The organism is Methylovirgula sp. 4M-Z18 (assembly GCF_037890675.1).
Classification (GTDB): domain Bacteria; phylum Pseudomonadota; class Alphaproteobacteria; order Rhizobiales; family Beijerinckiaceae; genus 4M-Z18.
In genome coordinates, this window is sequence record NZ_CP149574.1 from 4,414,407 (window position 1) to 4,438,324 (window position 23,918).

Consider the following 23,918-nt stretch of genomic DNA (forward strand, 5'->3'; position numbering starts at 1 on the left):
CGCCGCGCCCCTCCGCGATTTGGCATTTCGAAGAGAAATATCCGTCGTTTGTCGCGCGGGGCCCCCCTTACTGCCCGCTCAGCCCGTCAAAAAAATCCTTCATCCGCGAGAAGAATCCCGCGGCCTCGGGCTGGGTGTTGTTGGAGGATTCTGCCTGGAACTCCTGCAGCAGCTCGCGCTGGCGGCGGGTGAGGTTTTGCGGCGTCTCGACCTTGAGATGCACGTAGAGGTCGCCGAAATTGCGGGTGCGCAGCACCGGCATGCCCTTGCCCCGCACCTTGACCTGCTTACCCGTCTGGGTGCCCTCGGGGATCGACACGCGCGTTTGGGTGCCATCGACCGCGCGCAGGGTGAATTCGGCACCCAAGGTCGCCTGGACCATGGAGATCGGCGCGACGCAATAAAGGTCGGCACCGTCGCGCTGGAAGAATTGGTGCGGCTTGATCGAAATGAAGATGTACAGATCGCCCGGCGGGCCGCCGCGCAAGCCCGCCTCGCCCTCGCCCGTGTGGCGGATGCGCATGCCGTCCTCGACGCCGGCGGGAATGTTGATCGTGATCGCATTCTCGCGCGTCACCCGGCCCATGCCGGAGCAGGAGGCGCAGGGATTGTCGATGATCTCGCCGCGGCCATGGCATGTCGGGCAGGTACGCTGGATCGCGAAGAAGCCCTGCTGTGCCCGCACCTGGCCATGGCCCTGGCAGGTCGGACAGGTTTTGGGCCGCGAGCCGGGTTTGGCGCCAGAGCCGTGGCAGGCGTCGCAGGCAATGGAGGTCGCCACTTTGATCGTCTGGGTCTTGCCCTTGAAGGCTTCTTCCAAGGTGATTTCCAGGTCGTAGCGGATGTCGGAACCGCGTTCTCGGCCGTCGCGGCGCTGGCCGCCGCGGGCGCCACCGCCCATCATGCCGCCGAACAGATCGTCGAAAATGTCGCTGAACGACGAGGCGAAACCATCGCCGAAGGGCGCGCCGCCGCCCATGCCGCCCTGTTCGAAAGCCGCATGGCCGAAGCGGTCGTAAGCCGCGCGCTTCTGCGCGTCCGAAAGGGTCTGATAGGCCTCGTTGACTTCCTTGAACTTCACCTCCGCCGTGTGATCGCCCGGATTGCGGTCGGGGTGATATTTCATCGCCAATTTGCGAAAGGCGGATTTCAGGTCCGCATCGGACGCGGATTTGGTGACCCCGAGAACTTCATAGAAATCGCGCTTCGCCATCTAAATCGTGAATCCGTAGTTGAGTGCGAAGAGCGCAGGGACGAAACAAACCGCCTCTCACGGGGCGGATCGCTTCGTCACTACGCTCTCTTCCCTCACCCTGGGCCCGCCCAAGTGAGGTCTTTCAAAACCTTGCGAACCGCGCAAACGCTGTTCGTTCGTGATTGATCACAAATTAACAGCCTCCCGCCGCGATCAGCGGCGGGAGGCTTCATTGTCTTTAAGCCTTTTTCTCTTTGTCGTCGTGCACTTCCTTGAAGTCGGCGTCGATCACGTCGTCGTCCTTCTTGGGTTCCGACGCGCCGGCGCCGCCATCGGCCTGCTGGGCCTTGTACATGGCTTCGCCAAGCTTCATCGAGGCTTGCATCAAGGCGTCGGTCTTGGCCTTGATCGTGTCGATGTCTTCTCCGGCGAGCGCGGTCTTGAGTTCCGCAACCGCCGCGTCGATGGCGCTCTTGTCGGCCGAGGAGACCTTATCGCCATATTCCTTCACCGACTTCTCGGTCGAATGGACGAGGGCCTCGCCATGATTCTTGGCGTCGACCAGCTCGCGGCGCTTCTTGTCTTCCGCGGCGTTCTGCTCGGCGTCCTTGACCATGCGGTCGATATCGGCGTCGGACAGGCCGCCCGAAGCCTGGATGCGGATCTGCTGTTCCTTGTTCGTGGCCTTGTCCTTGGCGGTCACGTTCACGATGCCGTTGGCGTCGATATCGAACGTAACTTCCACCTGCGGCACGCCGCGCGGCGCAGCCGGCAGACCGACGAGGTCGAACTGGCCGAGCAGCTTGTTGTCCGCCGCCATTTCGCGCTCGCCCTGGAACACGCGGATCGTCACCGCTGTCTGGTTGTCCTCGGCGGTCGAGAAGACCTGGCTCTTCTTGGTCGGGATCGTCGTGTTGCGCTCGATCAGGCGGGTGAACACGCCGCCCAGGGTCTCGATGCCGAGCGACAGAGGCGTCACGTCGAGCAGCAGAACGTCCTTGACGTCGCCCTGCAGCACGCCGGCCTGCACGGCCGCGCCGATCGCCACCACTTCGTCCGGATTCACGCCCTTATGCGGATCCTTGCCGAAGAAGTTCTTCACCACTTCCTGGACCTTGGGCATGCGGGTCATGCCGCCGACCAGCACCACTTCGTCGATTTCGCCCGCCGACAGGCCGGCATCCTTCAACGCCTTGCGGCAAGGATCGACGGTGCGCTGGATGAGATCATCGACCAGCGCCTCGAACTTGGCGCGGGTGAGCTTCAAGGTCAGGTGCTTCGGGCCGCTCGCGTCCGCCGTGATATAGGGCAGGTTGATTTCGGTCTGGGTCGAGCTCGAGAGCTCGATCTTGGCCTTTTCAGCCGCTTCCTTCAGGCGCTGCAGCGCGAGCTTGTCCTTGGTGAGGTCGATGCCCTGCTCTTTCTTGAACTCCGACGCCAGATATTCGACCAGGCGCATGTCGAAGTCTTCACCGCCGAGGAACGTGTCGCCGTTGGTGGATTTCACTTCGAACACGCCGTCACCGATCTCGAGGATCGAGACGTCGAACGTGCCGCCGCCGAGGTCATAGACCGCGATCGTGCCGGATTTGCGCTTGTCGAGGCCATAGGCGAGCGCCGCAGCCGTCGGCTCGTTGATGATGCGCAGCACTTCGAGGCCGGCGATCTTGCCGGCATCCTTGGTGGCCTGGCGCTGGGCGTCGTTGAAATAGGCCGGAACGGTGATGACGGCTTGCGTCACTTCCTGGCCGAGATGCGCCTCAGCCGTCTCCTTCATCTTCATCAGCGTGAAGGCGGAGATCTGCGAGGGCGAATATTGCTTGCCGTCCGCCGAGACCCAGGCATCGCCATTGGCGGCCTTGACGATCTTATAAGGCACGAGACCCATGTCCTTCTGGGTCATCGGATCGGCGAAGGTACGGCCGATCAGACGCTTGATCGCAAAGAAGGTGCGCTCCGGATTGGTCACGGCCTGGCGCTTGGCCGGCTGGCCAACGAGGCGTTCGCCGTCATCCGTGAAGGCGACGATGGAGGGCGTCGTGCGCGCGCCTTCCGAATTTTCGATAACTTTCGGGCTGGTGCCCTCCATGACGGCGACGCAGGAATTGGTCGTGCCAAGGTCAATACCGATGACTTTTCCCATGTTACAAAATCCCCTATCTCGCAGAGCCACCGGGTTCTGTTGCAGCAACCCGGCCGAAGGGCGCTCGCGAGCCAGTCAAACCTGCCCGCCGGGCGCCCGGCCCCCGTGTCTTAGAATTCCCGCCGTTTCCAGCGGAGCTGGCCGCTATATAGGCAGCCTGAAACGGGGGTGCAAGACAGCTAAGCAGCGCTTTGGCCCAGAATTTGACGGATCCGTGAAATGCCGCTTGCTTTCCGCCATCATCTGATGACATGAAAGCCGCATTGATCTTATTTCAGTATTTTTCTAATGTTCCCCCGCCCCGCGCAAGGGTGCCTCGGTCAGGTTGCAAATGACATTTTCTTTTCGTCCATTCAGTGGCTTACTCTTCGGTGCCGCCCTGTCCCTCGCATGCAGCGGACCGGCGCTCGCCCAGCTCGATCTCCCCGGTGCGACAGAGCCCGATCAGGCGGGCGCGACCCCCTCGCCGGCCGCACCTCACAAGGCCCACCATCATGTCGTCGACGGCGCCGTCGCCGACCGGATCCCGACCCAGGACACGGTGACGGGCCATTCGATCTATCTCAACGGCATTGCGGGCGAGATGCAATTGGACAAGGTCGATTCCGCCGATAAGTCCAATGTCACGCTGAAGATCAGCAAGCTCAGCTTTGCCGGCGACAAGATCACGAGCCAGGCCGAAAGCTGCAAGGTGGATATCGCCCCGGCGACGGCGATCACCGCGCATGATGTCAGCCAGCCCGGCACCCTCAAATCATTCCAGACCGATCTCGCCGGCTGCGCGTTCTCGTTCGACGTCATGGACGGCGCGATTCGGGTGCATAAACTGGACGCCGTTTGCGTCTTCAAGGCAGCCGATTGCCAGGCCGATCCATCGGGCGTCTGGGGCCCCTCCCCGGCTGCGTTCGGGCCGGACAAGATCGCCGAACTCGGGCGCAACCGCGCCGCCGCCGAAAACGCCATCCGCAAGGACTACAAGGTCCTGATGGAAAAGGCCCATAAGGAAAAGGGCGACGTCAAGCCGATCGCCCACGAACAGGCCAGCTTTTCGTCCGAGCGGGCGCAAACCTGCAGCGACTATTCGCGTGAAGGCCAGCACGGCTTCTGCGACACGGCCTTCACCGAAGCCCGCGCGGCGCTGCTGAACGTGCGCCTCAATGGCATGCCGAGCGTCGCGGCCGACAAGCCCAAGAAGCCGAAGCGGAAGAAACCGGTCATGCAACCGGCCGCCGCGCCGGCGCCGGAGCAGTTTTAACGGGATGTGACCCGGCGGACCCCCTTGGCACCCGTGCTATTGGCAGAGGCTCCGGATACATCGTGTCGAATCCTCTCGACAATTCCGGGCTACCACCATCGCCGCCCCAATCGACCGCGCCATCCGCCGCCGAAACGACCGCTGCCCGCAAACAACCGGACGACGAGGAGAAGCACAATCGCGCCGAGGGTAGCGTTGACGATCAAGCCGATCGTTCCGACCCCAAGATGGACGCCTAAGCGCGGCAGCAACTCGTCACCGATGAACGCGCCGACGATCCCGACTCCTGCGTCCCCGATCAGACCAAAGCCGGCCCCCCGCACGATCTTCCCGGCCAACCATCCGGCAATAAGGCCGACGGCCAATATGACAAAGATGCTCTCGTTCGACAGATGCATGGTGATCCTCCCGGGCTTCTTTTTCGCGGGGCGATTGGCGGCGGCCCAAGCAAATGCCGCTGCTCGAGAGTATGGCCGCCAATTGCGGCCGTTACTGGCCCTTAGCCGACGCAAAGAGCAGGAAAACCGATCTCCAGATTACTGACGACCTCCGCAGCATCCTCTTCAACACTCTGCATGCTGGCGCCGCCATCCTGGAGGTCTTGCGTGACAAGCAAGACCTCGTCGTCGACCTTCTACGGATCGCCAACCCCACAATCGCTATGGCTCGAACGAACGGCACCGCCCGCACCGGCGGCGCCTGGACCGGGGCCTGACGCCGTCGCCTATGCCGGCAGGACGACCACCTTCGTCTTGACCGGCGTTCGCGAATAGAGGTGGATCATGTCCTGACTGAGTAGGCCGGTACAGCCGCTCGTCACGTTGGTCCCGATCGTCTCGGGGTCGCTGGTGCTGTAGAGAGTGTAGAGCGTGTACTTGCCGTCCTGATAGAGGTAGAGCGTGCGCGCGCCCAGCGGATTCTCGAGGCCACCCGGCATGCCGCGGGCATATTTGCCTGCCTCCGGCTGGCGCGCGATCATCTCCTTGGGCGGCGTCCACGTCGGCCATTCGGCCTTGCGCCCGACATAAGCATCACCGCTCCACAGGAACCCTTGGCGGCCGACATTGGCGCCATAGCGGGTGGCGTTTCCGTCGCCTTCGATACGGTAAACGTAGTAATTGGCGGGATCGACGACAATCGTGCCGACCTCTTCATTGCTGTCGTAGCGCACTGTCTTGCGATAATATTTCGGATCGATCTTGCTGACATCGACCGCCGGGATCGGGAATTTCTCGTCGGGCACCGGCCCATAGACCTTCTGCGCCTCGGCGAGGCTCATGTAGTCGGCGCAACCGGCAAGCCCCAGCGCGCCGAGACTGACAGCGGAGCCGAGCAGAAACGACCGGCGGTTGAGAAGCCCCGACCGAAGTCCAGGCAGAGCTCCCTCGTCCATCTCGCCGGATTTGGTAATCTCACCGTTCATGATCATGATTAAAGTTTCCCATGTCCCGTTGCCTGACCAGAGAATACTCCGGCATACAGACACAAACGCTTTTCCGAGCGGAGATTGCCGTCAAACGGCTCGATTCGCAAGCTCGGGCCTTCGCTGCAAGGGGCTGGCCAAGCACCAAAGCCGGCAACGTCCGCGGGGTCTCGCGGTCTCACGTCGCGCAGAACGTCAACAAACATGCACATCTTGGCAGCGGTCAGATCAGTGGCGCCTTGGCTCATCCGTCCGGCTTTCTGTGGCCGAGAGCGGTCGGAAGCCTCCCCTGGAGGGACGGGGCCCAATATCGGCATTCGCCGCCAAGCGGACACGGCATCGTCGCGTCACGCCACCAAATTGTAGGTACACGACCGGGACAACGGCCCCGTTTGCAATTCGCCCAATTCCTAGCCAATCTGCGCGCCCTGGTTGCAGCAGATTGGATTTTTCATGTCTTCGCTTGAAACCTTTGCCGCCGCCTCCGGCGCCATCGAGATCTCCTTCCTCACCCAAATCGGCCCGGACCCGCTCAACCCCAACCCGGAGCGCGATGCGCAGATCGCCGCCGTCGCGACGAAGATCGCCGATTTCATCAATGGGGCGAAGGCGACGCTCGATCTCGCGATTTACGATTTCCGCCTGCATGACGCGCCGGCCGCCGTTCTCACCGCGGCGATCCGGGCTGCCGCGCAGCGCGGCGTCGCCGTCCGCATCGCCTATGATGCGGCGACCTCCGGCGGCTCCGTCGATGCGCCAGGGCCGGCCTTGCCCGACCCGCAGCGCGACCATGCCGAGGCCAAGACGCCGGGCGCCGACAATTTCGTCGGCACGTTCAAGGACGTCGCCCAGATCAAACCGATCAAGGCCTATCAGGCGCTGATGCACAACAAATACATCATCCGCGACGGCGCGTCGTCAGAGGCCGCCGTGTTCATGGGCACGGCGAATTTCACCAATGATTCTTGGGGGCTGCAGGAGAACAATATTCTCACCCTGCGCTCGCAACCATTGTCGACTTACTACACGGTCGATTTCAACGATCTGTGGGTGCGCGGCAAGATCGCCGATTCCACCGGCTATCACGATACCGGCACCGTCACCATTGGTGATACAGAGGTGACTGTGGTCTTCACCCCGGGCGAGAGCAAGGCGGTGGTCAAGGAAATCGTCGGCGTCATTGCGGGCGCGAAATCGTCGCTCGCGGTCGCCTCGGTCGTCCTTTCGTCGGCGCCGATCCTGGCCGCTTTGTCGGAAGCGCTCGACCGCGGCGTGCCGTTCTCCGGCATCTACGACGGGCCGCAGATGGATCAGGTGATCCGGCAATGGCAGGCCGCCGGCATCGGCGCCGACCGCATCGCCGCGTGGCAGAAAATATCGAAAGCCATGGCGCGGAAAGATTCCATTCCCTTCAGCGCCGCCAACCCCGGCCAGCCGCATAATTTCATGCACAACAAGCTGGTGGTGGCGGACGATTGCGTCGTGACTGGCAGTTTCAACCTGTCCCATCACGCGATGATGAATGCGGAGAACACGCTGCTCATCCGCAACAGCGCGATCGCCGAGCGGTATCGCGCCTATCTCGCCAAGATCGTGGCGATGTATCGAAAATAGCTCATTTCAACACACGAGGCCATCGCTCGCACTTCGGGACATCACCATGCTGCTCACCGCCACCCAAAGCCTGGCCTTCCTGGCCGCCGCCGTGCTCATCACCCTGTCGCCCGGCCCGGACAATCTGATGGTGCTGAGCCTGGGCGCGAGCCGCGGGCATAAGCGCGGCATGGTGTTCGGTCTCGGCTGCGCCCTGGGCTGCCTCAACCACACGCTGCTCGCCGCGCTCGGCGTGAGTGCGCTGATCGCCGCTTCGGTCGTCGCCTTCACCGCGCTCAAGATCGCCGGCGGCCTGTATCTGATCTATCTCGGCGTACGGGCGCTCAAAAGCCGCGGCAGCGCACTCGCCGCCAACAACGGCGGCGGCAGTTCGGAAACGCTGCGTGCCCTGTTCCTCAAAGGGCTGTTCGCCAACTCGATCAACCCCAAAGTGGTGCTGTTCTTCCTTGCCTTCCTGCCGCAATTCGTCGACACCGCGCAGGGCCACGCCGGCTGGCAGATCGCCCAACTTGGCCTGCTGTTTACGCTGCAGGCCGCCGTGCTGTTCGGCACGCTGGGATATTTTGCCGGCCGGGTCGGGCAGTGGCTGGCGCGCAACCCGAAGGGTGGTCTATGGCTCGACCGTGTCGCCGGCGGCATCTTCGTCGGCCTCGGCTTGCGGCTGATGGTGAGCCGGTAATAGCAAAATGCGAAAGCCGATAAAGAATGACGATTGTTGTGATTGGTAAGTCAGGTCAGTTGGCGACCGATTTGGCTGGAGCAAGAGCGCAATACAGCGGAGACATGGTGTTCTTCGGAAGAAACGATATCAGCTTCGCGTCTTTGGCGGAGGTTGATGACGTTCTTCATCGGTTTGCGGCCAAAGGCGTCATTAATGCAGCGGCCTATACGTCCGTCGATCAGGCGGAGAGCAATCATGAGCAAGCATCATTCTTGAATGAGGTGATTCCCGAGAGATTGGCGATCGCTTGTGAAAAAATGAAAATTCCGCTGATCCATGTTTCGACGGACCAAGTTTTCGATGGTGCGAAGCATGGCATGTATAATGAAAATGACACACCCAATCCCTTGAACGTCTACGGCATGACGAAATTGCGCGGCGAAGAGCGGGTTGGAAAATATGCGGAAGAATCATTGATCGTCCGTGTCTCATGGATTTTTGGACCTTCGGCAAGAAACTTCATCCATCTCTGCCTCGATGCCGCGAGACGCCAAGCAGACTTTTCCGTTGTCTGCGATCAGATCGGCAAGCCAACCTATGGCCCCCGATTGGCCGAAGAGCTGCTTCGTCTGATGGCACTCATGATCTCAGGCGAAAAGAATTCGCCGCGCGGGATCCTTCACGTGGCCGGCCCCAACATCATGTCCCGGTACGAACAGGCCGAGAAGATCTTGGATACGGCAGCAACTTTTGGCTTCCCGAAGGCAAGCTGCGCCGCCGTCACAACAGCGGAATTTGGCGCAGCCGCGCGACGGCCTCTCAATGCCGTTTTGGATACGACGAAAGCGGAAGGAACGTTCGGGATTTCGTTTCGGGATTTCTCGGTCGATCTGCGCCACACGATAGGGCAGATAGCCGGTCTGCAAGCTGTTCGTACGGAGATGAAATGATGCACATCTTCTGCATTTCGGAGATGCCGGCGCCATCTCCGAAGCTTCGGCCGCGGCAATTTCCGCCTCGCTCAGATCGGTCGTCCGCTCAACACGGCGGTCGCGCTTCAACAAACGCACGAACTCGTCATAGGCGAGCAGTACCGTGCTCGAGCGACCGCTCTTGGTGATGATAACCGGCTCGCGAACGGCGGCATCCTAATAAACGCCAAATTGTTTCAAGAGCGCGGCCGCCGGTGGCTCTTCTTATGAATATCCCGCGCGAGCATTACGTCAGGCGCGCCACCTGCAATTCCGCCGCAGCCGCCTGTTTCATCAGCAATGCATCGGTGCCGATCGACAGCAGCGAAAAGCCGCGGCTCGCCAGGTTCTTCGCCACCACGCCGTTGAAGGTGAAAGCCGAGCAGAATTTGCCGTGCACCTTGGCCCGCGCCGCCACATGATCCAGCGCCTGATCGACTTCGGGCGCGGCCCAATCGACCTTTTGGCCGTGGCTCAAGGCGATCGAAAGATCGGACGGGCCGACGAAAACGCCGTCGATGCCGGGGGTCGCGAGAATATCGTCGAGGGCGGCGATCGCCTCGCGCGTCTCGATCATCGCGATGGCGAGATGCTGGTCGTTGGCCGCACGCAGATACTCGTCCGGCGCGAGGCCGGTGAGCGGCAGCGCCCGGCGCGGTCCCCACGACCGGTCGCCGACCGGCGGCAGCTTGGCAAAGCTGGCGAAGGCGCGCGCATCGGCGGCCGAATTGATCATCGGGGCGATGACACCGGCGGCGCCGTAATCGAAGATGCGCGAAACAGTCGCGAAAGCGCCGACCGGAATGCGGACGATGGCAGGCTTGCCCGCGAGCGCCACATGGGCGATGCCGCGGATCGCCGAATCCAACTCGAAGGCGCCGTGCTGCATGTCCAGCACCGCCGTATCGAACCCATCGCGGCAAAGCTGCTCGGCAATCGCCGGCTCGGGATAGCCGCACCAGGCGGCAAAGACCGGCTTGCCGGCGCGGATCTGTTGCGAGAGGAGAGCGGCGGGAGCGGTCGCGGTCATGGGCACATCCGAATGGAAGGGAGGTCCTGAAGTCTTTGCATCTCGGTCCGTTTGTGTCGAGGCCGCGCCCCTGTGCCGGATGCAGATCAGAGGACCGATTTTGCGGAGGCAATGCGAGCGGCCGCGAACCGCGCGTGAGATGCCCGAATAGGGCTTGGCGCTCACTCATATATACATAATTATGTAGTAAATTTAAAAAATATACGCCAACTATTGTATTTTACCCTGCTCGCGATTTATATAGAACGCGCTCACGCCTTTCATCGTCGCGTCACAAAGAGACTGTCCTTGCGTTTACCTCCCCATCTCCGCCGCCTCGAGGCGGAAGCCATCCAGATCATGCGCGAAGTCGCGGCGGAATTCCGCCATCCGGTCATGCTCTATTCGATCGGCAAGGATTCGAGCGTGATGCTGCATATCGCAATGAAGGCCTTCTATCCCTCGAAGCCGCCCTTTCCGTTGCTGCATGTGGATACGACTTGGAAATTCCGCGAGATGATCACATTCCGCGACGCGACCGCCCGGCGCCTCGGTATGGAATTGCTGATCCATGTCAATGAGGATGGGGTCCGCCGCGGCATTTCGCCGGTCGCCTCCGGCTCGGCGATCCACACCCAGGTGATGAAGACCGAAGGCCTGCGCCAGGCGCTCGACAAGTGGAAGTTCGACGCCGCATTCGGCGGCGCCCGCCGCGACGAGGAAAAGAGCCGCGCCAAGGAGCGCATCTTCTCCCACCGCAGCGAGAGCCATGCCTGGGACCCGCGCAACCAGCGGCCGGAACTCTGGCGCCTGTTCAACACCCGCATCAAGCAGGGCGAGAGCATGCGCGTCTTCCCGCTGTCCAATTGGACCGAGCTCGACGTGTGGGACTATATCGCCGCCGAAAAGATCCCGGTCGTGCCGCTCTATTTCGCGGCGGAACGCCCGGTGGTGAAGCGCGATGGCGCGCTGATCATGGTCGACGACGACCGCCTGCCATTGCTGCCGAACGAAGTGCCGATGATGAAACGCATCCGCTTCCGCACCCTCGGCTGCTATCCGCTCACCGGCGCGGTTGAATCGGACGCCGAGACGTTGGAAGATATTATTGCGGAAATGCGCGCCTCCACCACGTCGGAGCGCCAGGGCCGCCTCATCGATCAGGACGAAGCCGGATCGATGGAGAAGAAGAAGCGCGAGGGCTATTTCTAAGATGACCCTCGCGAATCCCTCACAAGTTACGGAACCCGAAGTGCAAGTGGCCCCTCAGCACAAGACCCTTCCCGCTTTGCGCTTTCTGACCTGCGGCTCGGTCGACGACGGCAAATCGACCTTGATCGGCCGGCTGCTCTACGAGCAGCAGATGATCTTCGACGATCAGCTCTCGGCGCTCGAAAAGGATTCGAAGAAGCACGGCACCACCGGCGACGACATCGATTTCGCGCTGCTGGTCGACGGCCTCGAAGCGGAGCGCGAACAGGGCATCACGATCGACGTCGCCTACCGCTATTTCGCGACTTTCACGCGCGACGCGAATGGCAAGCGCACCGGCGAGGTGAAGCGCTCCTTCGTCGTCGCCGATACGCCCGGCCACGAGCAATATACCCGCAACATGGCGACCGGCGCCTCGAATGCCGATCTCGCCGTGATCCTGGTCGATGCGCGCAAGGGCCTGCTGACCCAGACGTTCCGGCACTCCTACATCGTCTCGCTGCTCGGCATCCGCCATGTGGTGCTGGCGGTGAACAAGATCGATCTTGTCGACTACGATAAGAAGACGTTCGACAAGATCGTCCATGATTTCAAGGCTTTTGCCGAACACCTGAATTTCAAGACCATCACGCCCATCCCGCTTTCGGCGCGGTTCGGCGACAATATTTCGAGTCTCAGTGCCCATATGCCCTGGTATCAGGGTCCGACCCTGATCGAGCATCTCGAGACCATTGATGTCGAGGAAGACACCGAGGGCAAGCCCTTCCGTCTGGCGGTGCAATGGGTGAACCGACCGCATCTCGACTTCCGCGGCTTTTCTGGCACGATCGCCAGCGGCAAGGTGCGAGTCGGCGACGAGATCGTGGTCTCCGGTTCGGGCAAGACCAGCCGCGTCGCTTCGATCGTGCCGCCGCAATGGCACGCCGGGCCCAGTGTCGCGAACGGCCGGGACGAATGGCAGGAGGCGCGCGCCGGCGATGCCGTCACCATCACCCTCGCCGACGAAATCGACATCGCCCGCGGCGACATCCTCTGCCATCCGAAGGAACGGCCCGAGGTCGGCGAGCAATTCGCCGCCCATGTCATCTGGATGAGCCAGGAAAAGCTGCTGCCCGGCCGCTCCTATCTGATGAAGCTCGCGACCCGCACCGTGCCCGTCACAGTGGCGCAGATCGTGCACCGGGTCGATGTCAACACGCTCGACGAACACAGCGCCAAGGCGCTGGAGCTGAATGAGGTCGGTTTCTGCCACCTCTCCAGCGCGACGCCGGTCGCCTTCGATGCCTATGCCGACAACCACACGACCGGCGCCTTCATCCTGATCGACCGTCTGTCGAACCTGACCGCCGCCGCCGGCACGATCACCCAAGGCCTGCGCAAGGCGACCAATGTTCACCATCACGATGTGACCGTCACGTCGCATGCGCGCTCGAAGATCAACCATCACAAGCCCGCCGTGCTGTGGTTCACCGGCCTCTCGGGATCGGGCAAATCGACCATCGCCAATCTGGCCGATCTGCAGCTCTACAAAATGGGCATCCATACGATGATGCTCGATGGCGACAACATGCGCCATGGCCTGAACAAGGACCTGGGCTTCAGCGATATCGACCGCGTCGAGAACATCCGGCGCGTCAGCGAAGTCGCCAAGCTCATGGCGGATGCGGGGCTGGTGGTGCTGTGCTCGTTCATCTCGCCCTTCGCCGACGACCGGCGGCTGGCGCGCGAAGTGATCGGGACGGACCGCTTCTTCGAAATTTTCGTCGACGTTCCGCTGGACGTCGCGATCGCCCGCGACCCGAAGGGCCTGTACAAGAAGGCTTTGGCCGGCGAGATCCGCAACTTCACCGGCATCGACCAACCTTACGAGCGGCCGGAGCGGCCCGACCTGACGCTGCTGTCAGGCCAGGACTCGCTCGACAACCTCACGGCCAAGGTGCTCTCGCTGCTGCAAAAGCACGAGATCATCGAAGGCTTCGAAGGCTCCGCCCTCTTCACCGACGGCGCCGGCGTGTAAACGCTAGCGCAGTGGCGCCACAACAGGTCGCCTGATTGTCGTGTCCGGTCCTTGTCCAGCCTGACCATATGTAATACATATTGGTACAGGCTGATTTGTCAGGAACTGGAAGGGACACCGATGGCTCGCAACACGTCCGTCACGCTCGGCGATCACTTCGCCAGCTTCATCAGCGACCAGGTACAGGCAGGCCGATACGGCTCAGCCAGTGACGTTGTGCGGGCGGGGCTGAGGCTTCTGGAAGAGCACGAGGCCAAGGTAAAGGCCCTACAGGATGCCCTGATCACGGGGGAACAGTCTGGGGAGCCCCAGCCCTTTGATTTCGAAGCGTTCAAGGCCCGGAAACGCGCGGATTATGAAGGCCGGTGAAGGCCCTCGCCCTCTCGCCCGCGGCGCAGGCGGATCTTGATCACATTTGGGACCACAGCGCCGAGCATTGGGGTCCGGATCAGGCGGATCGCTACACGGATGAAATCCGGGACGCCTGCCAGGCCCTGGCCTCCGGCGTCCGACGGGGTCGGCCGGTCGATGTGCGCCCCGGCTACCTGAAATATGCCACCGGAGCGCATATGATCTATTTCCGCGACCACGGCGACCGTGTGGAAATTATCCGCATCCTGCACCAGAGGCAGGACGTAAGCAGAAACCTGCCGGCCTAGCTGGTCCTTCGCCGGCCGGAGGCCAGCTTCAGCCACGACGCCAAATGGAACGCGCTCATGAGCAGGTACATCGGGACCATGCCGCTCAGCGGCGACCCATGTGCCGCCGAACAGAGCGCATCCATCGGGCTTCCACCGAAGACCGCCGTGAGCAACGCCATTGCCGCGAAGGTGGGGGCGGCCGCGAGGCTTAGGCACTGGGCGGCGCCGCGCGCCGCCCCTCCCCCATCGTCAAGAACCGCTCGCCCGATCATTGCTTCGCGTCCGCGCTGGCTTTGCGGAACGCGGCCTCTCCGGCGTCCGACACCTCGACCCATTTGGTGTTCGGCGCCGCCTCGGCGGCGTAATTGTCGTGCCAGTTCCACCATTTATAGGTCTGGGTCTGCGGGTAGCCTGCGGGCGAATCCTCCCACATCTCCTGCCGTCCGAGCGGCGTCAGGTCGAGATAGCTCCAGGTGGTTCCCATCGCTTCGTCACCGCGATTATTGATGAAATAGGTGCGGAACACGTGGGCCCCGTCACGGATGAAGACGTTATGGCCGTGCCACTCATCCACGCCGAAATCGGCATCGAAACTGTCGGTGATCGTGTACCAGGGCATGTCCCAGCCCATCCGCGCCTTGAGCCGGGCAATATCCTGTTGCGGGGCACGCGAGGCATAGACGAGCGTGGTGTCGCGGGCGTTGAGATGGGCGAGATGGGCAACCTGATCGGCGCCCAGCGAGCAGCCGCGGCAGGCATGATCGGGCCAGCCGAACACGCCGGGTTCGAAAAAGGCGCGGTAGACGATCAATTGCTGCCGGCCTTCGAACAGATCGAGAAGGCTCAACCGGCCGTTGGGCCCCTCGAACGCATAGGTCTTCTCCACGGCCATCCACGGCATCCGCCGGCGTTCCGCGGCCAAGGCGTCGCGCGCCCGCGTCTGCGCCTTTTCCTTCACGAGCAAGTCTTGCCGCGCGGCTTCCCACGCATCCGGCGAAACGATGGGCGGCGTCTTGAAGGCAAGCTGTCCACCTTGCTGGCCGTTCTCAGGTGACTTAGTCATAACGTTGTAACCTCCGAATTGGGCAAGCTCTTGGAGCCTCTATGTAAGAATGCGGCTCCATCGCTGCCGATCACGTTTGTCGGTGATGCACTAACCTAGGGGCGGAGCCTGGATTGGTGGGAGTTACAAGTATGGCGGGATTTCCATGGACTCGCTGATCACCGCCGCGGCCCGCGCCCTGGCCGCGGGCGATCCGCTCGGCGCCCTGAAGCGGGTCGCGCTACGCGACGATGCCCCGGCGCTGGCGCTGCGCGGTATCGCAATGGCGCAGCTTGGCGATCTCGTGCGTGCCAAGGCGCTGCTGCGAAGCGCCGCGCGCGCCTTCGGCCCGAAGGAAGCCATGGCGCGCGCAAGGTGCGTGATCGCCGAGGCCGAGATTGCGCTTGTCTCGCGCGATTTGAACTGGCCCGCGAAAATGTTCGACACAGCGCGGGCGACGCTGGAAGCGCATGGCGATATTGCGAATGCCGCCCATGCCCGCAATCTCGAAGCCCAGCGCCTCCTGCTGATCGGCCGGCTTGAGGAGGCCGAGCGCGTGCTCGCGACGCAAGCTCCCACCCCGCTCCCGCCGGCGCTGCGGGTCGGCCGGGACCTGGTGCTGGCGGGCATCGCCATCCGGCGCCTGCAGACGAAAGCAGCTCGCGCCGCCCTCTCCCGCGCCGATGAGGCCGCCCGCGAGGCCGATATCCCTGCGCTGACGGCGGAGGTCGAGAACGCGGCCCTCGTGCTGAATGCGCCCGCCGCACGCTTGATCAAACGCGGCGATGAACGCCCGCTGCTGCTCGAGGAGGTCGAGGCGCTGCTCGCCTCTGGCGCCCTTGTCGTAGATGCGTGCCGTCATGTGGTGCGCGACGCGCGGACGATGGTGTCGCTCGCAACGCGTCCGGTCCTGTTCGCACTTGCCTATGCCTTGGCGCAAGCCTGGCCGGTGGATGCGACGCGGAGCGCCCTCCTCGCCCGCGCCTTCCGCGCGAAGCACGCCGACGAGTCCCATCGCGCGCGACTGCGGGTCGAAATCGGCCGGCTGCGCGCGGAACTGCGGCTGCTCGCCGAGGTCGACGCGACACCGCACGGTTTTGCCCTGACCCCGCGCCACGCCCGCGACATCGTCATCCTGGCGCCCCTCGTGCAAGAGCAGCACGCGGCGGTCCTCGCCTTCCTCGCCGACGGCGAATCCTGGTCGAGTTCAGCCTTGGCGATCGCGCTCAGCGCGAGCCCGCGCACCGTGCAGCGGGCGCTCGAACAGCTCGCGGCGGCGGGCAAGGTGCAATCCTATGGCCTCGGGCGGGCGCGGCGCTGGATGACCCCGCCCGTGCCGGGTTTCCCGACAATCTTGTTACTCCCCGATCCACTGCCGAACGGCTAGGTTCTCCCCATGAAACGATCAGCTGCCGAAATCTTGCGCGAATATGGCCCCTTCCCCGATGCCGGCCACGTGGCTGGCGTGACGTTCGATGGCCAGCATGTCTGGTTTGCGTCCGGGGACAGACTGAACGCCCTCGATCCGGCGAGCGGGGAAATATCCCGCTCGATCGACGTCGCGGCCCATGCCGGAACGGCCTTCGACGGCGAACACCTGTTCCAGATCGCCGAGGACCAGATTCACAAGATCGATCCGAAGACCGGCGCCGTGCTCGCGACGATTCCGGCACCGGGCAAGGGCGGCGACTCCGGGCTCGCCTGGGCCGAAGGGACGCTATGGGTCGGGCAGCACCGCGGCCGAAGAATCTATCAAATCGACCCGCAGACCGGTGCGATTCTGCGCACGATCGAGTCCAAGCGCGTCGTCACCGGCGTCACCTGGGTCGACGGCGAGCTCTGGCACGGCACCTGGGAAGGCGATGAAAGCGATGTGCGCCGCGTCGACCCGCAAACCGGAGAGGTCCTGGAACGGCTCGACATGCCGGCCGGAACGGGCGTGTCGGGCCTTGAATCCGACGGCGGCGACCAGTTCTTCTGCGGCGGCGGAAAGAGCGGGAAGCTGAGAGCCATCCGCCGGCCAAGACGGGATCGTGCCGCCACCGCGGGTTAGGCGCGACCGGTTGCGATCCTCAGAAATTGCCGCTTTGCAAAGAATCGTCTGGACCGCGCGCTTGCAGCGCGCGTCTCCCTCGGCACAGGCCTATGCATCGGAAGGAAAGAGCTTTTGTTCGAGCCAGTGGAAAGCCGAAAGGACCCCGATCGCGCAAGCGGCATAGATCACATATTTCAGTTCCTCCGCCGCCGTTCCGTCGAGAAGAGGAACGAGGTAGATCCACGCCAAAGCGAGGACGAGCGCCGCACTCAGGGCAAGGAGAAGGCCAAGATAGCGCGGCGGGCGATACCGGACGGGTGTCTCTTCGCCCATCTGTCACTCCCTCACTGAGGCGGGGTCGACTTTGAAGACCATGAGATTGTCGCGGCGCTCAACCTCGCCGTCGAGTTCGATGCGAACCGCCGTCCGGTCCTTCAGCGCCGCTGGTATCGGGCCGCCATCGGCGTTCGCGAGCAGGAAGAAAATATGACCTGCGACCGGCGCCGTCGAAACAAAAACCGGCGGGACACGTCCCGTAATGCAGAGATTGGCACATGCCTTGTGCGCGAGCTCGCCACCCGGACGCATCGCGCCAGAATAGCATTTGCCGTCACAGATCTCACCGGTGAGACGCCAACGCCCGAGCGGCTCCGCTGCGGCCGGCCTGGTTGTGTCGTGCGTCGCCTGCACTGCTGCATGCAATGCAGCCGGCCCGTCGATGAGCAACATGTCAAGGTCGCCCCTCTTGAGAAAGATACCTGCTGCATCCACCGGTGTGCCGCCAAGCGGATCCGCAATATCGTCAACGCCGAATTTTCCTGCTCCCGAGAGCATGATCGCTCGCGCCGGCATCTGGCCCGTCGCCGGCACCCTGAGGATCGGATAGGGCCGCGTTTCAAGAACGCCGGTGAGCGAGCCCCCACGCAGCTCATCGACATAATCTCCCGATCCGGGGCTCTGCGCGGCCAGGGCGAGCATCACGGACGCCCACGTAAGTCCGGAAACGAACAAAACGCCGAACGCCAGCACGAAAGCCTGGATGGCCGGCGGCACTTTCTTGAAATAGCCGACGAAGAAGCCGGGATCGGGCGCGCGCAAGGTCATGACGGCCTCGCGCCTTGCGGAGCAGAACCGATGGCGGCGAGGACGGTGTCGGGAATTGCAACAGGCTCGATCCTCGTGCCCAAGGGAACGGGGGTCGCCTCGACATGAACCTGGTTGCCGGAAAGCGCGACGCGGTACTTGCGGATTCTCTCCTTGAAGGGCGGCGGGGAGCAGCCATCGTCGAGCCGATACTGGTAGCCATGCCAAGGGCAGGTCACGAAGCCAAGCACCACCTTGCCTTCGCCGATCGGCCCGTTCTGATGCGAACAGACATTGGAAAGCGCGGATAGCCGCCCCTTGGAGCGGAAGACGGCAATGCGCTCGCCGCCGGGCGCGACACCGACGACAGCCCTGCCCTCGGGTATTTCGGATACATCCCCAACAAGAATCCAGCCGGGTTGAGGTGCTGCCGGCGAGCCGGCATGATCGGCGGCGCGCTCGCGTCCACCCGCCACGAGATGAAGGCTGCACAGAAGGGCAAGGCTCACGCCGACCAAGATCGTCAGAAGTAAATTCTGGCCAGTGACCAGAACGCCCAGCGTCACATGCAGAACGACCGCTGCATAGGCGAAATAGATGCTCATGTGGATGGCCTTCCACAATGGGGGCGTCAGGAACGATAACCAGAAATCGTGGCTCGTCACTGCGAGGACAGCGAGCACCAGAAGCGCGAAGACGCCGAACAGTTCGAACGGAAAACCGGCTATGTGGCCGAAACTGGTGTTACTCGTAAAAAGCGCCCGGAGCATCGGCGTGGGACTGTAGGAGAAGTACCAGTTCAACACGAACAGCGCATGGGTGGCGGCCACGATGGCCGTGACCACGCCGAAATGCCGCCGATTGTAGAGCAGTGGCAGGAAGCGGCTGTCCAGACGTGCCAGAGGACCTATCGCGAGCACGATGGTCAAGAGCAGAAAGGCGAGCGAGCCGAAGGCGCACATGCGCAGGGTCGGTAAATCGGGCAGCTGGTCGGGGCGCAAAAGCAGCGGCGCCAGCTTGAGAAACGTCAGAATGTAGAGGACGACGCCGCAGAGCAAAAAGCTGTCGTATATAAGCTTCGTGCGGTTCCAGATCACTGGCTGGTAGGACACGCTCATGGCATGGGGCTCCTGCCGTCCGGGCCGGCGTCCAGCCTCACGGCGGGCGCATCTGGGGCAAGTTTCGGCTGGCTGGCGAAGATGACCGCCACAGCCAGCGGCAGGAGTATGGCAATGCTGCGCCAGATGGCCGCGTGGGCCTTTCTGTGGGCGCGCCGCATCGTCAGTGTTTCTGCCGCGACAAGGCCGTCCAGCGCCAGATCACCAGGGGCCAGAGCAGAACGAGGCCAGGCACGAGGAGCGGCCGCACCGCGTAAGCGCCGTGAGCGGCTTCATCGATCTTATCGAATCCCAGCGCCAGAAATGCGATTGCGACCGTAAGACCGATCAGGCCCCAGATACCGAGCGCGAGCTGGATCGGATCGGCCGTGTCGATCATGCCGTTACCTCGCGATCAAGACCTGTCGCGGGAATCGCGCCGCCCGTCACCACGGCAGCCGCCGGCGAAACCAGGAAGGCTATCAGCCGCGCGATCGATTGCGGCGACACCCAGCTATCCTTCTTGGCGTTGGGCATTGCCACGCGGTTCTGCGGCGTATCGATAGTCCCGGGCAGGATGCAATTGGCCGTGATGCCGTTGGCGCGATATTCGGCTGCGATCGCCTCGGTCAGCCGGATCACGGCAGCCTTGGAGGCGGCATAGGCCGCCTGGCCCGCAGCTGCCTTCAAGCCGGGCGCGGCGGCAACGTGCACAATGCGCCCGTAGCCCGCCGTCTGCATTGCTGGCAACACAGCCGCGCTGATCGCCAAGGCGGTGCGGCCATTGAGATTCATCATCAGATCCCATTGCCGCAACGCTTCGGTGGCGACGGGGCCGACTTGGAAGCCGCCAACGGTATTGACGAGAGCATCGATACCGCCAAAGCGTTCCTCGACTTGCGCGACGGCCGCGGCGCAGGCCGCGTCGTCGCTGAGATCATTGACGACGATCGGAAGGCTCTCCGCATTCGCGGGCAGGTGCTCCGCCAGACGTTTGAGGGCCTCGGCCGAGCGGTCAATACAGGCCACGCGGGCGCCGCCTCGCGCAAGTTCGACGGCAACGGCGCTGCCAAGATTTCCGCCGGCGCCAGCAATCATCACGATGTTATGGCTGTTCACGGTGTCCGACCCTCATTATCTGTAGAGCGCTCGCCGTCCAATGTCCCGTCCGAGCCCCTGGGACGGACGAAATAAAACCCTGAAATGGCCCAGTGACAAGACACGCCGGAACACATTCCCGAGAGAAGACGTGATTGCGGCATGGCCGGACGATTGACAAATGTTCCTTATATGTTCTACATTATCTCAGTCGCTGTTTGAAATCGTTGGTTGCCACATGCTTCGAACCAGCGGGATTATCCGCGTGAAAAGTGTTTGCGCCGGGCGCTGATCGTTTAGTTGAAGACCATTTTTTGAAACAAACTGATAGGGCGAATAATTCAGTAAATTTAATGGCTTATATAGGACGATCCGGGTCGATGGAAGATTTGTTACATTTGCGTCGCTTTGGATCTCGGGTAATTCCACCACCGTCAGAGCCGGTCACGGTGCGCCATCGCGACGTTTTTGGACCGCGCCGCCATTGACTCTTACACACTAACCCCGTACAGAACGCCTGCTTTTCGTGCGCGGGCCTTGGCTCGCGCGATTTCGTTTGGGCGAAAGAGAAGCATTCACCTGCTGGTTCTGCCTGCAAAGAAGTTGCCCGTCCGGGTTCGGATAGAGGCAAATGGAACACGGAGAAAACGATGTTCGCAGTTATCAAGACCGGTGGCAAACAGTTCAAAGTTGCTGCCGAAGATACGATTTCCATCATGCATGTCGCGGGCGAAGCCGGCGACAAGATCACGTTTGACAAAGTTTTGATGCTCACCAACGGCGATGCGGCCGAGGTCGGGGCTCCGTTCGTCAAGGGTGCAAGCGTTTCCGCCGAGATCGTCGAGCAGACGCGCGGTCCGAAGGTCATCGCCTTCAAGAAGCGCCGTCGCCAGAACTCGAAGCGCAAGCGCGGCCACCGTCAGGATCTGACGGTCGTCAAGATCACCGGGATTCAGCACTGATAATTGGTGCTTTTCACCTTCACAATTTTCGGGTTATAAACCCTTAACAGTCGGATCGCCTTGGCGATTCCTTAAAGGTTCATTGGAGAGCATCATGGCTCACAAAAAAGCTGGCGGCTCCTCGCGCAACGGGCGCGATTCGGACGGTCGTCGTCTCGGCGTCAAGAAGTTCGGCGGCGAATCCGTCGTAGGTGGCAATATTCTCGTGCGTCAGCGCGGGACGAAGTGGCATGCCGGCCAGAACGTCGGCATGGGCACCGACCACACGTTGTTTGCCCTCACGGCAGGGAAAGTAGAGTTCAAAAGCAAAGCAAACGGCCGAGCCTATATTTCGGTCATTCCGGCGAAAGCCGCAGAATAAAGGTGGTGGTTTGACGAAGGACCTCCACCGGCACTCAAAGCCCCCGGTGGATAAGGGTCCTTCTCAACAAGACCCGCCCGCTCTCAAAAGAACCAAGGTTCGATAGAGACGGCATCCAGAAAAGACCAGACGGTCTCGGGGGAGGTGAGTGTCACCTCCCCTTCGTCGTTTGTCGCCCCGGTTTCGGGGTTGTTCTGGATGAAAAGCGAGGCGGGCATGTTTCCCGATATAACACGCGACGACGTCTTCAGATTAGAGACCCGGCGGCTGTGGCTGCGCTGGCCGCGCGCCACGGATGCTGTAGAGATCGCCCGCCTCGCCGGAGACAAAGACGTCGCGTATATGACGGCCCGCCTGCCTTACCCTTACGGGCGTGACGCCGCCGAGCGGTTCATTCTCGACACCAGGGCCTCCAATGCCGGCGGCCGCGGCATCGGCCTCATCATCACCAAGAAGCACAAGCCGATGGAGCCGATCGGCGCCATCAGCTTCCGCGAAAGCCCGCGCAACGATGCGCTGCTCGGCTTCTGGCTAGGCAAGCCCTATTGGGGCAACGGCCTTGCCACCGAGGCGGCGCAGGGGATGATCGACACCCTCTTCACCCTGACCCAGGTGCGCGAAGTGCGGGCGACGACCCGGGTGATCAATCCGTCCTCGCGCCGGGTTCTGGAAAAGTGCGGCTTTGCTTATGAAGGCTCGGGGCTGGAGCTTCTGCCGGCCCGGGGCGGCATGGAATCGTGCGACCGCTTCCGCCTCGACCGCAAGGCCTGGGCGAGCCTGAAGGGCTGGTCGATGCCGGCGCTACAGCGCGACGAAACGGGTCAAGCCTTGGCGGGCTGAACGAATCGCCTTACGTATGAGGGCATGGGACTCGATTTTAAAAGCGGGCCCCATGCCGCCCGCGGATTTCCGCTGTCTCGCAACGAAATTGCCGCCATCGGTTAGCCGGCCGTAGGCGGATACGAAGCACGAATCATCCAAGACCAGGAACACCGCGGCTTCAGCGATCTCTTCCGCCGAGCCCACACGGCCGGGAACGGAGGCCGTGCCGAAATCGCCCTTTAGGTCCATTTGCCCCGCGCGAGCAGGCTCGCGTCAAGTTTCGAGCGATCCGCAATATCAGCCGGCGGCAATCATCGACGCACGCGCTTGCCGCAATCCGGTCTTGCCAAATCGCGTTTCGCCAACACCTTGTTCGACATCGATGCGCCCCGCATTGTGGGCGGCATACATCTTGGCGACCAGGTCAGCATAATCGGCGCTGAGGCCACCGCCCACGAGCGCCGGAGCCCAATCGCCTTGCGGGAGTTCGCGCGCGACGATCGGACGACCGGCGAGTTCCCCTAAGACGCGCGCGACATCCTCGGCGCTGTAACGCTCCGGCCCTTCCACATGCACGACGCGAAGCAGCGCTTGTTCTTCATCTTTCAAGAGATCCGCGGCGATCGCGCCGACATCGGAGGCGAAGACCGTCGGGAAACGTTTGGTCGTGGGGTGATGCAGGCTCGGCAACACGCCGCTCGTGATCGCGCGCCGCGCCAAGCGCCGCCAATTCTGCATATGCTCGGCCGAGCGCAGCAAGGTCAACGAGACATTGAGCTTTTTGAGCGCATCTTCCAAATGGCGAAAGATCAGCGCGATTCCAGTGCCTGACGCATGGTGCGCGCCGTAATCCGAAATCGCCAGAACCGATCGAGGGCGCGTTTCGTCGAGCGCCGCGGCGATTGCCGCAATGTTTGATTGCATTTCGGCGGTCGAATCCTCGGCGCTGACGCTCATCGGACAAATGACTTGAACCGCGGTTGCGCGCCGCAAGGCGTTGCGCAGAGCGTCGCTGTCGCCAATGTCCGCAAAGGCGACCTCGCAACCGAGGGCGCGCAGTGCCTGTGCCGCATCATGATTTCGAACAATCGCTCTGACCGGCGCGCCCACGCGACGCAATTCGCCGATCGTGCTTCGCCCGATATTCCCCGTCGCTCCAAGAATCGCAAACATGTCTTTCGTCCCTAATCTGTGTTGCGGAACAAGTGACATCTTGGACGAGATGGAGTCGCACAGAAACGGACAGTGAAAAGCAGAATCGGATGAAAATTATGCGC

Annotated in this window: 26 protein-coding genes and 1 pseudogene; 14 read left to right on the forward strand and 13 right to left on the reverse strand. The window is 62.5% G+C overall.

What is annotated here, in order from left to right; all coding sequences use genetic code 11:
• Window positions 1-67: 67 nt before the first annotated feature.
• Together dnaJ and dnaK are read right to left on the reverse strand one after the other, a co-directional pair.
• Window positions 68-1,213, reverse strand: coding sequence for a molecular chaperone DnaJ (gene dnaJ, locus V9T28_RS20335; RefSeq protein ID WP_116401784.1), 1,146 nt, complete (start codon window positions 1,211-1,213; stop codon window positions 68-70).
• A gap of 220 nt (window positions 1,214-1,433) precedes the next feature.
• Window positions 1,434-3,338, reverse strand: coding sequence for a molecular chaperone DnaK (gene dnaK / locus V9T28_RS20340; protein ID WP_116401785.1), 1,905 nt, complete (start codon window positions 3,336-3,338; stop codon window positions 1,434-1,436).
• Window positions 3,339-3,669: 331 nt separating this feature from the next.
• On the opposite strand from dnaK, the gene V9T28_RS20345 reads away from it, so the two are divergent.
• A complete protein-coding gene (locus V9T28_RS20345) occupies window positions 3,670-4,593 on the forward strand; it encodes a hypothetical protein (protein WP_116401786.1) in 924 nt (307 codons plus the stop codon).
• Between the two features lie 89 nt (window positions 4,594-4,682).
• Here V9T28_RS20345 and V9T28_RS20350 read toward each other — a convergent pair whose 3' ends face one another.
• Complete coding sequence (locus V9T28_RS20350; RefSeq protein ID WP_116401787.1) at window positions 4,683-4,991, reverse strand: GlsB/YeaQ/YmgE family stress response membrane protein; 309 nt, start codon at window positions 4,989-4,991, stop codon at window positions 4,683-4,685.
• Between the two features lie 53 nt (window positions 4,992-5,044).
• On the opposite strand from V9T28_RS20350, the gene V9T28_RS20355 reads away from it, so the two are divergent.
• Window positions 5,045-5,308 (forward strand): hypothetical protein, encoded by a 264-nt coding sequence (locus V9T28_RS20355; protein ID WP_116401788.1) that lies wholly within the window; start codon window positions 5,045-5,047, stop codon window positions 5,306-5,308.
• Window positions 5,309-5,317: 9 nt separating this feature from the next.
• On the opposite strand, the gene V9T28_RS20360 is transcribed toward V9T28_RS20355, so the two are convergent.
• Window positions 5,318-6,022 (reverse strand): L,D-transpeptidase family protein, encoded by a 705-nt coding sequence (locus V9T28_RS20360; protein ID WP_116401789.1) that lies wholly within the window; start codon window positions 6,020-6,022, stop codon window positions 5,318-5,320.
• Between the two features lie 447 nt (window positions 6,023-6,469).
• Between V9T28_RS20360 and V9T28_RS20365 the strand changes: the two genes are divergently transcribed.
• Genes V9T28_RS20365 through rfbD form a run of 3 tightly spaced genes read left to right on the forward strand, consistent with a single transcriptional unit; the run spans window position 6,470 to window position 9,241 of the window.
• Window positions 6,470-7,630, forward strand: coding sequence for a phospholipase D-like domain-containing protein (locus tag V9T28_RS20365; protein ID WP_147306477.1), 1,161 nt, complete (start codon window positions 6,470-6,472; stop codon window positions 7,628-7,630).
• Window positions 7,631-7,676: 46 nt separating this feature from the next.
• Window positions 7,677-8,309 (forward strand): LysE family translocator, encoded by a 633-nt coding sequence (locus tag V9T28_RS20370; protein WP_116401791.1) that lies wholly within the window; start codon window positions 7,677-7,679, stop codon window positions 8,307-8,309.
• A gap of 26 nt (window positions 8,310-8,335) precedes the next feature.
• Window positions 8,336-9,241: a dTDP-4-dehydrorhamnose reductase gene (gene rfbD / locus V9T28_RS20375; RefSeq protein ID WP_116401792.1), complete on the forward strand. Its 906-nt coding sequence runs from the start codon at window positions 8,336-8,338 to the stop codon at window positions 9,239-9,241.
• A gap of 27 nt (window positions 9,242-9,268) precedes the next feature.
• Here the strand turns inward: rfbD and V9T28_RS20380 are convergent.
• Both V9T28_RS20380 and V9T28_RS20385 read right to left on the reverse strand, forming a co-directional pair.
• Window positions 9,269-9,463, reverse strand: a pseudogene (locus V9T28_RS20380) (type II toxin-antitoxin system Phd/YefM family antitoxin); the annotation flags it as partial.
• Between the two features lie 46 nt (window positions 9,464-9,509).
• Window positions 9,510-10,292, reverse strand: coding sequence for an HpcH/HpaI aldolase family protein (locus V9T28_RS20385; protein WP_116401793.1), 783 nt, complete (start codon window positions 10,290-10,292; stop codon window positions 9,510-9,512).
• Window positions 10,293-10,631: 339 nt separating this feature from the next.
• Between V9T28_RS20385 and cysD the strand changes: the two genes are divergently transcribed.
• From cysD to V9T28_RS20405, 4 genes are all read left to right on the forward strand, one after another.
• On the forward strand, window positions 10,632-11,483 hold the full coding sequence (gene cysD, locus V9T28_RS20390) for a sulfate adenylyltransferase subunit CysD (RefSeq protein ID WP_245424175.1): 852 nt from the start codon (window positions 10,632-10,634) through the stop codon (window positions 11,481-11,483).
• A 1-nt stretch (window position 11,484) separates the two neighbouring features.
• Entirely contained in the window at window positions 11,485-13,500 is a 2,016-nt protein-coding gene (gene cysN / locus V9T28_RS20395; protein ID WP_116401794.1) for a sulfate adenylyltransferase subunit CysN, read from the forward strand.
• Window positions 13,501-13,620: 120 nt separating this feature from the next.
• Window positions 13,621-13,869: a type II toxin-antitoxin system ParD family antitoxin gene (locus tag V9T28_RS20400; RefSeq protein WP_116401795.1), complete on the forward strand. Its 249-nt coding sequence runs from the start codon at window positions 13,621-13,623 to the stop codon at window positions 13,867-13,869.
• Window positions 13,866-14,159: a type II toxin-antitoxin system RelE/ParE family toxin gene (locus V9T28_RS20405; protein WP_116401796.1), complete on the forward strand. Its 294-nt coding sequence runs from the start codon at window positions 13,866-13,868 to the stop codon at window positions 14,157-14,159. Before V9T28_RS20400 ends, V9T28_RS20405 begins: the two co-directional genes overlap by 4 nt.
• A gap of 250 nt (window positions 14,160-14,409) precedes the next feature.
• Here V9T28_RS20405 and V9T28_RS20415 read toward each other — a convergent pair whose 3' ends face one another.
• On the reverse strand, window positions 14,410-15,204 hold the full coding sequence (locus V9T28_RS20415) for a DUF899 domain-containing protein (protein ID WP_116401798.1): 795 nt from the start codon (window positions 15,202-15,204) through the stop codon (window positions 14,410-14,412).
• A gap of 145 nt (window positions 15,205-15,349) precedes the next feature.
• On the opposite strand from V9T28_RS20415, the gene V9T28_RS20420 reads away from it, so the two are divergent.
• Both V9T28_RS20420 and V9T28_RS20425 read left to right on the forward strand, forming a co-directional pair.
• A complete protein-coding gene (locus tag V9T28_RS20420) occupies window positions 15,350-16,570 on the forward strand; it encodes a helix-turn-helix domain-containing protein (RefSeq protein ID WP_116401799.1) in 1,221 nt (406 codons plus the stop codon).
• Between the two features lie 9 nt (window positions 16,571-16,579).
• Window positions 16,580-17,236, forward strand: a complete 657-nt coding sequence (locus tag V9T28_RS20425; RefSeq protein WP_116401800.1) for a Vgb family protein — start codon at window positions 16,580-16,582, stop codon at window positions 17,234-17,236.
• 90 nt (window positions 17,237-17,326) lie between these two features.
• Here the strand turns inward: V9T28_RS20425 and V9T28_RS20430 are convergent, their stop codons facing one another.
• The 5 genes from V9T28_RS20430 to V9T28_RS20450 form a co-directional block, all read right to left on the reverse strand.
• Entirely contained in the window at window positions 17,327-17,551 is a 225-nt protein-coding gene (locus V9T28_RS20430) for a hypothetical protein (RefSeq protein WP_116401801.1), read from the reverse strand.
• A gap of 3 nt (window positions 17,552-17,554) precedes the next feature.
• The gene (locus V9T28_RS20435) at window positions 17,555-18,322 is read right to left on the reverse strand and encodes a hypothetical protein (protein WP_116401802.1); all 768 of its coding nucleotides are present in this window, start codon (window positions 18,320-18,322) and stop codon (window positions 17,555-17,557) included.
• Complete coding sequence (locus V9T28_RS20440; protein WP_116401803.1) at window positions 18,319-19,419, reverse strand: Rieske (2Fe-2S) protein; 1,101 nt, start codon at window positions 19,417-19,419, stop codon at window positions 18,319-18,321. Before V9T28_RS20440 ends, V9T28_RS20435 begins: the two co-directional genes overlap by 4 nt.
• Before the next feature lie 163 nt (window positions 19,420-19,582).
• Window positions 19,583-19,798: a hypothetical protein gene (locus V9T28_RS20445; protein WP_116401804.1), complete on the reverse strand. Its 216-nt coding sequence runs from the start codon at window positions 19,796-19,798 to the stop codon at window positions 19,583-19,585.
• A complete protein-coding gene (locus V9T28_RS20450; protein ID WP_445242137.1) occupies window positions 19,795-20,517 on the reverse strand; it encodes an SDR family NAD(P)-dependent oxidoreductase in 723 nt (240 codons plus the stop codon). Before V9T28_RS20450 ends, V9T28_RS20445 begins: the two co-directional genes overlap by 4 nt.
• A gap of 629 nt (window positions 20,518-21,146) precedes the next feature.
• Here V9T28_RS20450 and rplU point away from each other — a divergent pair.
• From rplU to V9T28_RS20465, 3 genes are all read left to right on the forward strand, one after another.
• Complete coding sequence (gene rplU / locus V9T28_RS20455) at window positions 21,147-21,458, forward strand: 50S ribosomal protein L21 (protein WP_116401806.1); 312 nt, start codon at window positions 21,147-21,149, stop codon at window positions 21,456-21,458.
• A 94-nt stretch (window positions 21,459-21,552) separates the two neighbouring features.
• Window positions 21,553-21,819 carry a 50S ribosomal protein L27 gene (rpmA, locus tag V9T28_RS20460; protein ID WP_116401807.1) on the forward strand — a complete coding sequence of 89 codons (267 nt, stop codon included), beginning with the start codon at window positions 21,553-21,555 and terminating at the stop codon, window positions 21,817-21,819.
• Window positions 21,820-22,035: 216 nt separating this feature from the next.
• Window positions 22,036-22,659, forward strand: coding sequence for a GNAT family N-acetyltransferase (locus V9T28_RS20465; RefSeq protein ID WP_116401808.1), 624 nt, complete (start codon window positions 22,036-22,038; stop codon window positions 22,657-22,659).
• A 279-nt stretch (window positions 22,660-22,938) separates the two neighbouring features.
• Here the strand turns inward: V9T28_RS20465 and V9T28_RS20470 are convergent, their stop codons facing one another.
• Complete coding sequence (locus V9T28_RS20470; RefSeq protein WP_116401810.1) at window positions 22,939-23,814, reverse strand: NmrA family NAD(P)-binding protein; 876 nt, start codon at window positions 23,812-23,814, stop codon at window positions 22,939-22,941.
• Window positions 23,815-23,918 lie beyond the last annotated feature (104 nt).